Genomic DNA, 8,869 nt, shown 5'->3' on the forward strand with positions numbered 1-8,869 from the left:
CCCAGCGTTATCCCGAAGTGATGGGCAGGTTACTCACGTGTTACTCACCCGTTCGCCACTCGTGTACCCCCGAAAGGGCCTTACCGTTCGACTTGCATGTGTTAAGCACGCCGCCAGCGTTCGTCCTGAGCCAGGATCAAACTCTCCAATGAAAAAATATCACCAACCACCACCCACAACAACAGGCAGCAGCACAGGCAACCACATCAAAGAATCCAAAACAAACCCCAACAAACCAACTGACTTCCATCAGATGATCAATCGAAATCAATCAAAGGAATCAATAAATCCGACACACAACCAAGTTGTGCATCAACAAACAAAATTATTGACTAAAAAATAGACACACTGTTGAGTTCTCAAACATCACACACGACCCGCACCAGGACTCACACCCCGGCTTGGCGCAACCATCCGAACATTACCCGGAAGAATCCTCCGAGTCAAACCCGGCGTCATCTTCCCGACCTCCTCCAGCAGGAGGAGCCATCGTCGGACAGCTCGGAGAACGTTACCCGACGGCAGCCAGGAGTGCAACTGTGGGTCCTCCGGCGGCCTGGCAGGCCGCGCCGAGCGTCGACCGGAGCGGTCAGCCGTCGACCTTCATCCAGCCGTAGCCGCCGTCCGCGACCTTCACCAGGCGGTGTCCGCCGGACAGCCGGTCGATGAGATCGGGGCCGATGGTCATCGGAACCGGGCCGGCGACATCGACGAGCAGGACGTCGGCGTCGGCCTCCGTCACGGTGGCCGCCAGGTCATCGAGAGTGCCCGGAACCGGCCTGGCCCTTCCGTCCCAGGCGGTCAGCGCGTCCAGCCCGGTGAAGCACAGCAACGCCGTGGTGCCATCGGGATGGGTCAGCAGCACTGCCCCCAGTTCATCGACGCGCGGCCTGATCGCCGCATCATCGAGACCGGCGGTCTCCTCCTGGTCCTCATCGGGACGCGGCGGTGCCATCACCGCCATGAAGAGCCGTGCCGAGCACAGAGCCACCACGGCGTCGAGGTAGTCGCTCCTGGAAGCCCTCGCGGAGGCGATCGCAGTGCGTACCCGCGGGTCGGGTTCACCCCGGTCCCCGCTGATCGGCGTCAACAGACTTGGCACGGGCCGCAGGCTACCGTGGATGTGCAACAGTTGAGGTATGAGTGAGGCCACCGCGACCATTGTCGCGTCCGTCGTATTGATCGCACTGCCACTCGGCTGGGCCGTGTGGATGTGGCTGCGCCGTCATTCGATGCGCAGCCTACTGCGTGGTGTCGCCGCAGCCCTGGTCCCTGTCGGGCTGTGGCTGCTGGGTCTCACCCGCCTGATCACCGCCTGGATCGAGCAGACGATCCACTGGATTCGCACTGCCCGGTTGGACACCACGTCATGGGTCGGTCTGGCAGTCGCGGCAGTGGGAGTGATCGGCTGGCTCGGCGCCGGCTACATCGAACCCGTCACCAGGAAGCAGGGTAGGCAGCGTCGGCTCGAGCGGAAGAGGGCCAATGCCGTCAGCCCTGGCCCGGCAGCGCGGTCCGGCTCCCCGCGACCAGCAAAGGCCGTGAAGTCCTCGGACAATCCCGACAAGGCCGGTTTCACCGATGAGGACCGTGACCTGATGAACCTGTTGAAGGACCGCGGCATCGACTGAACCGGATGCACCACTCCGCCGGCAGATGCGGCGGCCACCCAGCACTCAGATGCGGCGGCCACCCAGCACTCAGATGCGGCAGGCCGCAATATCAGTCGAGAGAATCGCTCGTGCCCCGGCATCCCACAGCCGATCCATCAGGAACTGGACCTGAGTCTTCGGGACCATCGCGCGCACCGCGTACCAGCCGCCACGAGACAGCGGCGAAACGGTCGGCGACTCCAGCCCAGGGGTGATTCCGGTGGCGGCCTCCAGGGCCGCCTCGGGGATGTCGTAGTCGAGCATCACGTAGTTGCGGGCGACCCGAACACCTTCGATGCGCTTCATGAAGTGGTCGAAATCGGGACCGCCCTCGAACCCGTGACGCCTGATGAGGACTCCCTCGGACTCCAGAATGACCTCACCGAAGATCTCCAGGCCGGCCCTGCGCAAGGTCGTGCCGGTCTCCACCACATCGGCGATCGCATCGGCGACCCCCAGGCCGATCGAGGACTCCACAGCCCCGTCCAGATGGATCAGTTTCGCAGAGATTCCCTGCTGATCCAGGTAGCCGGTGAGCAGTCCCGGGTAGGAGGTGGCGATTCTCTTTCCGGCCAGTCCCTCGACGGTGTTCTGCTGCTCACGAGGAGCTGCGAACCGGAAACGGGAGCGGCCGAAACCGAGGCCCTTGACCTCGATGGCCGGCGACCCGGAGTCGAGCAGCAGATCCCGACCGGTGATGCCCAGGTCCAGGGTCCCCTCCCCCACGTAGATGGCGATGTCGCGAGGGCGCAGGTAGAAGAACTCCACCCCGTTCTCCTCGTCGAACAGCCGAAGATCCTTGCGGTCGGTCCGCTGTCGGTAGCCGGCCTCCAGAAGAAGGGAGGCGGCAGCCTCGGAGAGTGCTCCCTTGTTGGGAACGGCGATGCGCAGCTGCGCGTCCTGATCGTGCACGTCGGTCCTGTCGGGCTCAGAGGTACTTGTAGACGTCGTCGAGGCTGATGCCCTGCTTGATCATCATCACCTGGAGGTGGTAGAGTTCCTGGCTGATCTCCTCGGCAGTGCGGTCATTGCCCTCGTACTCGGCGGCGATCCACACCTCGGACGCCTCCTCAACGATCTTCTTGCCGATCGCGTGGACTCCGCGATCCAGCTCGGCGACTGTGCCCGAGCCCTCGGGACGACTGCTGGCCTTCTCGGACAGCTCGGCGAAGAGTTCATCGAATGTCTTACTCACTCTGTTCAGCCTAGCCGAGAAGATCCGCCTGGTTGCCCATCGACCAGTCTGCGGTCGGACTCAGCTGTCCGCCGTGGCCACCGCCTCATCTGCGGGTCGGTGCTCCGAACGCCACCAGGTCACGAATCCGAAGATGCAGAACGCGGCATAGAAGGAGTACATCAGCGCACTCGGGTAGTAGTGCGCCGACAGCAGCAGGGGGACGCCCACCAGGTCGACCGCGATCCACACGAACCAGAACTCGTTCCATCCTCGGGCCATCCCATAGGTGGCCAGGATCGAGCCCGTGAGGATCCAGGAATCGGCTCCGGGACCCCACGAGCCCAGCGCCTTCAGTGCCAGGTAGAACACCACCAGCATCACGATGGCAACGGCCCCCGCCACCAGACGTTCGCGGCCGGTGGCCCAGCGCGGTTTGACCGCCGCCTGGGACTCGGCGTGGCTGCGCCGGTAGTTGGCCCACACCACCCAGCCGTAGACCGAGGTGATGATGAAGAACACCTGTCGCCCGGCCTGTCCCCACAGGTCCAGATCCTGGGGGGTGTGGAAGACACCGCCCAGGAAGACCGTGAACAGCAGGACATTGCCGAGAATGCCGACCGGCCAGGCCCATACCCGGCGTCTGGCCCCTCCCAGCGCGGAGGCCAGCCCGAACAGGTTTCCCACGATCTCCCGCCACAGGATCGGCCTGCCCAACCCGACGTCCAGCTGGGCGTTGAGGAACCGAATGATGATCTCACCCATCAGAACGCCCTTCCTGGGGCCGACGACGTCATGCGAATTGTGCCAGAACCGGGTGCCCGGCCACGCCGGCCCTGAGATCGGCCCGCCCTACAGGAACAGCGGCCTGCGATAACCGTTGGAGCGCGGACAGATGTGGCCACCCGGGTTCACGGGCTGACCACAGAAGGGGCAGGCCGGTCGCCCCGAGGCCAGCAGTGCCTTGCATCGGGCCACGAACTCCCGAGCCTGGGCGGGGCTCAGGTGCACCTCCACGGAGTCCGGTGCATCCTCCGGGCTGGCATAGAGCAGCAACTGCGGGTCGGCGCTCATCATCTCGTCCTCACTGACCGCGAAGAGTTCCACCACCAGCCGATTGCCGGCGTTGTCCCAGGAGATCGCGATCGCCCCGGTGGTGAACTCCTCCTCGAGCGGGGAGTCCAGCGGGTCGGCGTCATCGGGCTCCTCGACGGCATCGGGAATGCTCAGTACGCCTGCCGTCAGGCGGGCGAGATCGTCGAGGATTCGGTCGACATGTCCCGACAGCAGATCCACCTGCTCCTTGTCGCATCTGACGGTGGTGATCCGATCGTCCTGCCTGACCTGCAGGTAGAAGACCCGGTCCGCCGGCCAGCCGACCGTCCCGCACACGAAGCGGTCAGGGTGCTGGTAGCGGTGGGTGACTCGGGTCATGACCCACACTGTAGGGGCTCGGACACACCCGACAGCCGTGCGCTGTCCTCGTCACATCCGGTGCGGTCCACGACATCGAAGGCACAGTCACCACTATTGTGGGCAGGCGTCGCCGTGCCGGCCGGTAGGAGGAGACAGATGCTGTCAAGAACGGTGGGTGCCAGCGGACTGAGGGTCTCCAGGATGGGTCTGGGGACCCTCACCTGGGGAGCCCAGACGGACTCGCGTGATGCCCGCACCATGCTCAGACGATTCGTGGCGGCCGGCGGGAGTCTCGTCGACACGGCCCCGGCATACGGCTCAGGGACCGCCGAGACGATCATCGGCAGAGCCCTCCACTCCGATGTCGACCGCGACGATCTGGTGATCGCCACCAAGGCCGGATTCACCGTCGACGGTGCCAATCGGGTGGTGGACACCTCCCGTTCAGCGATGCTGAGAGATCTGGAGGGGTCCCTGCGACGTCTCCACACCGACCATGTGGACCTGTGGCAGGTGCACGCCTGGGGGGACGCTCCCCTCGAGGAGACCTGTGAGGCCCTCGACCATGCGGTGCGCTCGGGAATGGCCCGATATGTCGGGGTGAGCAACTTCGTGGGCTGGCAGTCCTCGGCCGCGGCGACATGGCAGCGGGCCGGACTGTCGCGGATGCCGATCATCAGCAACCAGGTCGAGTACTCACTGCTGGCCCGCCGGGCCGAGATCGAGGTCGTCCCCGCCGCGCACCATCATCGGATGGGCGTGCTGGCGTGGTCGCCGCTGGGCCGGGGAGTACTGGCGGGCCGATACCGGGGCGGGACCCCACGCGACTCCCGCGGGGCCAATGAGCAGCTGTCCTGGTTCGTCGAGCCCTATCTCACCGAGAAGGCGCGGGCCGTGGTCGAGGCGGTCGCCAGGGCTGGTACAGGGCTGGGGTTGACCCCCGCCCAGGTGGCACTGACTTGGGTTCGTGATGCCCCGCAGGTGTCCTCGGCGATAGTCGGCCCCCGGACCCCGTCTCAGCTGACGGAGCTGTTGGACGCCGAGCAGCACAGCCTGCCCGCCGCGATCACCGCCGCCCTGGACGACATCACCGGCGGGCCCAACCTGCTGCGCTGAGAGTCAGCCGCGCTCCTCGATCGGGATCCATGGCGTGAGGGCCGGGCCGCGGTAGAGCTGCCGTGGACGGTCGATACGTCCCTTCGGATCGTCGTGGACCTCCTTCCACTGGGCGATCCAGCCGGCCATCCGACCGATCGAGAACATCACGGTGAACATGTTGAGCGGGATGTTGAGCGCTCGCAGCACGATGCCGGAGTAGAAGTCCACGTTGGGGTACAGCCGGCGCTCGATGAAGTAGTCGTCGTCGAGGACGACCTGTTCCAGATCCTGGGCGATGTCCAACAGCGGATCGATGCGGTTGAGCTTGTCCAGCAACTCATTGCAGGTGGCTCTGAGGATCTTGGCTCGCGGATCCCAGTTGCGGTAGATCCGGTGCCCGAAACCTGGGATACGACCTTTGTTGTCCTTGACCCGGGCGACGTACTGCTTGGGAGTCAGACCCGAGTCGGCGATGTCCTCGAGACCCTTGACGGCGTTCACGTTGGCGCCGCCGTGCCGCGGGCCCCACAGGGCGCACACCCCGGCGGCGCAGGAGGTGAACAGGTTCGCCCCGGAGGAGGCCACCATCCGCACCGTGGAGGTGGAGCAGTTCTGACCATGGTCGGCGTGCAGCACGAAGAACAGATTGAGGGCGTCCGAGATCACCGGATCGGTCTCGAACTTGCGGTACGGCAGGGAGAACATCATGTGGAGGAAGTTCTCCACATACTTCAGGTCATGGCGGGGGTAGATATTCGGCTCCCCGACCGAGGCCTTGTAGGACGCGGCCGCAATCGTCCTCACCTTGGACAGCAGCTTCGCCGCCGACTCGGTGAACGACTCCTCGTCGGTGATCCTGGGACGGTCGTGAGTGCTCATCGCATTGATCATCGAGGACATGATCGCCATCGGGTGCCCGTTGGGCGGGAAGGCGTTGAAGTGCAGTTCCATCGACCGGTGCAGCGCGGAGTACTCCGCCAGCAGCCCACCGAAGTTCTCATGCTCGGCCTCTGTGGGAAGCTTCCCGAAGATCAGCAGCCAGGCCGTCTCGGTGAACGACATCTTCTTCTCGGCGATCGTCTCGATCGGGATACCACGGTAGGTCAGTTCGCCCTTCTCCCCGTCGATCCAGGAGATCGCCGAGGAACAGGACGCCGTGTTGGCGAAGGATGAGTCGAAGGTCGTGATCCCCCCGGATGACTCCCTCAGACCCGAGATGTCGATGGTCTTCTTGCCGGTGGTTCCGACCAGGACCGGGAAGACGTACTCCTTACCCTCCAGAGTGAGGGTGCAGGTCTCGCTGATCGGCTGAGTGTCTACCTGCTGATTCATCGTCGTGCCTCCAAGGGTGTGTCGTCGACAGTCCCGGCTCCGAACCGGGTGTGCCTTGAGCCGCAGATGGTGCGTCCATCGGAGAGGCGGATGATGGCCGTCGCAGTGACTGGATCCATAGTCGGATTCTGCCACCAGGTCCGCCCCGCGACTGCCGCAGGTCCATCGCCGGTACCAGATTTGCGGGACCCGGATCGATCAGGATAAAGTTCCATGACTGTGACGCGGTGCGCTCAGCTCCTCGTCGATGCCCGGTCCGGGTGGCGGAATTGGTAGACGCGCTAGCTTGAGGTGCTAGTGGCCGTTTTAGGCTGTGGAGGTTCAAGTCCTCTCTCGGACACACGGAGAAGTAGCCCGTGACTAGGTTCAACACCTAGTCACGGGCTACTTGTCATTTACGAGGAAGTCCGCACAGGGGGGGCATGAATGGGCACGAGACGGGTTTCATTGGGCTCGTATTGGGCACGGACCGACCGCATCAACCGAGGAGGGCGGGAGAGTCACCGGAGGACGTTCGGCAGGACGAGGAAGTTGGCGAGTGGGAACTGGCAGGCCCGCTACATCGGTCCTGATCACCACAGGCACGTTGCGCCGAGCACGTTCGTCGACCGGGAGTACGCCGAGGGGTGGATGTCGGAGGAGCGCAAGCTCATCAGCCAGGGACTGTGGACCCCTCCGGCCCAACGATGGGCCGAGGCACTGGAGGCCGAGGCCCGTGAGAACAGCACCCCACGGTCACCGAGTGGATCGAGACGGTCATCCTGCGCCGTGCGGGACGCGTCCGCAAACCACTGGCACCCACCACAGTCGACCTGTACCGCAAGGACGCCCGTCTGAGCATCACCGGGACCTGGCTGGGACGCAAGCGGCTCGACGAGATCACCCGTGCCGACCTCGCCACCTGGTGGGACCATCTGGACCGTGGAACACCGGCTCAGAACGCCTGGGCCTAACAGCTACTGCCCTCGGTGATGAGGGATGCCGTCGACGACGGGTTCATCGAGACCATCCCTGCCATCTCAAGGGAGCCGGGAAACCGGTCCCGTCCCATTCAGCGGCGACCGTCGAGGCATTGACCCCCGCCCAGACATGGCCCACATCGGGGCGGTTCCCGAGCACTACCGGGTGGCGCTGATGGTGTGCGTCTGGTGCGGACCGCGTTCGAGCGAGGCGAGAGGGTTGCGCCGCCGCGACATCCAGCTCAGAAAACAAGTCATCCATGTCGAGCAGGCCGTGAGCCGGGTGAAGCTCCGTCCCGGCAGGTGGGACTTCACGTCAGCATCAACGAGCACGGTCCGAAAGAGCTGACCCGGATGGTCGACCTTGCCTATGCCAGGCACGGACGCACCCATACCAGGCTGCTCGACCGGGCGCCGGGCCGATCCGACGCGGTGTACATGAACTGGTTCAAGCAACGAGGTGACACGTTTCGGGCCCGTATTCGGGCCACGAGTCAGGACCCGTTGCGCGGCTACAAGAAAGCCATCGAAGACCAGCTTGCCGGCGCCACGCATTCTTGGGCTACTCCTGAACCGCAAACGCCAACAACCCGGAAACCGCTGCTTCAGTCAGGGGCTGGACGGATGATTCCTACAACCCCGAAACACCAGGATCAAGCGATGATACGTATGCATAACCCGACACTGGCGGGAAATTTGGAGGAAGCGGTGTCACTTTCGGAATTGGATGCGACAACCTGAACGATTCCCGGTATTTCCGATCCTCCTCGGACGTGAGTTCCACCCAGCTATTCCCCGAAATATCAAGTCTCCCGCACGGGATTCTCCAGATTGAGAGATCGAGGTCCAGCATGAACCACCTGTAAACCTCGTCATACTGAGAGAACACTCCTCGAATGTCGGGATTACGGGCTCATCATAATCCACGGTGTAGCTGAGGTCTGAACCCGCCGGTTTCGAGGAGGGATCTGGCGACATAGTGGGTGAGGTTGCGGAAGCCGAGGGCTGATCCGCGGAGGTGCTCGAGGCGGCCATTGATCGCCTCTGTGGGACCGTTGCTGGTGCCGGGCCGGTCGAAGTAGGCCAGCACGTCGACCGCCCGCTGCTTCAGCGTGCGGCCCAGTGTGCGGAGTTCGACCAGCGCTGCTGGGACGCCGCTGGCGAGGCTGGCGATGAGCTTGTTCATGAGGTCTCGGCCGCGAGCAGGGTCGGGGTCGCGGTAGGCGGTGACCATGCGT

At 64.2% G+C, this 8,869-nt stretch carries 11 protein-coding genes, 1 tRNA gene and 1 rRNA gene; 5 read left to right on the forward strand and 8 right to left on the reverse strand.

Annotated features, from left to right (window positions below):
* Together G554_RS0109060 and G554_RS0109065 are read right to left on the reverse strand one after the other, a co-directional pair.
* Positions 1 to 152 (reverse strand): 16S ribosomal RNA (locus G554_RS0109060); the annotation flags it as partial.
* Positions 153 to 589: 437 nt separating this feature from the next.
* Positions 590 to 1,102, reverse strand: coding sequence for an SseB family protein (locus G554_RS0109065; protein WP_051232811.1), 513 nt, complete (start codon positions 1,100 to 1,102; stop codon positions 590 to 592).
* 37 nt (positions 1,103 to 1,139) lie between these two features.
* Between G554_RS0109065 and G554_RS15635 the strand changes: the two genes are divergently transcribed.
* A complete protein-coding gene (locus G554_RS15635) occupies positions 1,140 to 1,631 on the forward strand; it encodes a hypothetical protein (RefSeq protein ID WP_154654246.1) in 492 nt (163 codons plus the stop codon).
* A 69-nt stretch (positions 1,632 to 1,700) separates the two neighbouring features.
* On the opposite strand, the gene hisG is transcribed toward G554_RS15635, so the two are convergent.
* From hisG to G554_RS0109090, 4 genes are all read right to left on the reverse strand, one after another.
* Positions 1,701 to 2,564, reverse strand: a complete 864-nt coding sequence (gene hisG, locus G554_RS0109075; RefSeq protein ID WP_027587644.1) for an ATP phosphoribosyltransferase — start codon at positions 2,562 to 2,564, stop codon at positions 1,701 to 1,703.
* Positions 2,565 to 2,580: 16 nt separating this feature from the next.
* Positions 2,581 to 2,847, reverse strand: a complete 267-nt coding sequence (locus G554_RS0109080; protein ID WP_027587645.1) for a phosphoribosyl-ATP diphosphatase — start codon at positions 2,845 to 2,847, stop codon at positions 2,581 to 2,583.
* A 60-nt stretch (positions 2,848 to 2,907) separates the two neighbouring features.
* Positions 2,908 to 3,591 carry a nicotinamide riboside transporter PnuC gene (pnuC, locus tag G554_RS0109085; RefSeq protein WP_027587646.1) on the reverse strand — a complete coding sequence of 228 codons (684 nt, stop codon included), beginning with the start codon at positions 3,589 to 3,591 and terminating at the stop codon, positions 2,908 to 2,910.
* An 87-nt stretch (positions 3,592 to 3,678) separates the two neighbouring features.
* Positions 3,679 to 4,260: a DUF3090 family protein gene (locus G554_RS0109090; protein WP_027587647.1), complete on the reverse strand. Its 582-nt coding sequence runs from the start codon at positions 4,258 to 4,260 to the stop codon at positions 3,679 to 3,681.
* Between the two features lie 138 nt (positions 4,261 to 4,398).
* Here G554_RS0109090 and G554_RS0109095 point away from each other — a divergent pair, with 138 nt between their 5' ends.
* Positions 4,399 to 5,358, forward strand: a complete 960-nt coding sequence (locus G554_RS0109095; protein ID WP_027587648.1) for an aldo/keto reductase — start codon at positions 4,399 to 4,401, stop codon at positions 5,356 to 5,358.
* 3 nt (positions 5,359 to 5,361) lie between these two features.
* On the opposite strand, the gene G554_RS0109100 is transcribed toward G554_RS0109095, so the two are convergent.
* Positions 5,362 to 6,672 (reverse strand): citrate synthase, encoded by a 1,311-nt coding sequence (locus G554_RS0109100; RefSeq protein ID WP_051232810.1) that lies wholly within the window; start codon positions 6,670 to 6,672, stop codon positions 5,362 to 5,364.
* A 254-nt stretch (positions 6,673 to 6,926) separates the two neighbouring features.
* On the opposite strand from G554_RS0109100, the gene G554_RS0109105 reads away from it, so the two are divergent.
* The 3 genes from G554_RS0109105 (at position 6,927) to G554_RS17685 (ending at position 8,372) form a co-directional block, all read left to right on the forward strand.
* Positions 6,927 to 7,012: transfer RNA gene (locus G554_RS0109105), tRNA-Leu, on the forward strand.
* 86 nt (positions 7,013 to 7,098) lie between these two features.
* Positions 7,099 to 7,509 (forward strand): hypothetical protein, encoded by a 411-nt coding sequence (locus tag G554_RS18735; RefSeq protein WP_483756911.1) that lies wholly within the window; start codon positions 7,099 to 7,101, stop codon positions 7,507 to 7,509.
* 425 nt (positions 7,510 to 7,934) lie between these two features.
* The gene (locus G554_RS17685) at positions 7,935 to 8,372 is read left to right on the forward strand and encodes a transposase (RefSeq protein WP_154654247.1); all 438 of its coding nucleotides are present in this window, start codon (positions 7,935 to 7,937) and stop codon (positions 8,370 to 8,372) included.
* 175 nt (positions 8,373 to 8,547) lie between these two features.
* Here G554_RS17685 and G554_RS0109115 read toward each other — a convergent pair.
* The coding region (locus tag G554_RS0109115; protein WP_027587651.1) for an ISL3 family transposase at positions 8,548 to 8,869 on the reverse strand (322 nt) is incomplete at its 5' end.

Source organism: Acidipropionibacterium thoenii DSM 20276 (assembly GCF_000423445.1).
Taxonomy (GTDB): domain Bacteria; phylum Actinomycetota; class Actinomycetes; order Propionibacteriales; family Propionibacteriaceae; genus Acidipropionibacterium; species Acidipropionibacterium thoenii.

Bases quoted from the DNA above. Each gene is read 5' to 3' on its own strand.
- G554_RS15635 (WP_154654246.1), top strand. From the start codon at position 1,140: ATGAGTGAGGCCACCGCGACCATTGTCGCGTCCGTCGTATTGATCGCA.
- pnuC (WP_027587646.1), bottom strand. From the start codon at position 3,591: ATGGGTGAGATCATCATTCGGTTCCTCAACGCCCAGCTGGACGTCGGG.
- G554_RS0109090 (WP_027587647.1), bottom strand. From the start codon at position 4,260: ATGACCCGAGTCACCCACCGCTACCAGCACCCTGACCGCTTCGTGTGC.
- G554_RS0109095 (WP_027587648.1), top strand. From the start codon at position 4,399: ATGCTGTCAAGAACGGTGGGTGCCAGCGGACTGAGGGTCTCCAGGATG.
- G554_RS0109100 (WP_051232810.1), bottom strand. From the start codon at position 6,672: ATGAATCAGCAGGTAGACACTCAGCCGATCAGCGAGACCTGCACCCTC.
- G554_RS18735 (WP_483756911.1), top strand. From the start codon at position 7,099: ATGGGCACGAGACGGGTTTCATTGGGCTCGTATTGGGCACGGACCGAC.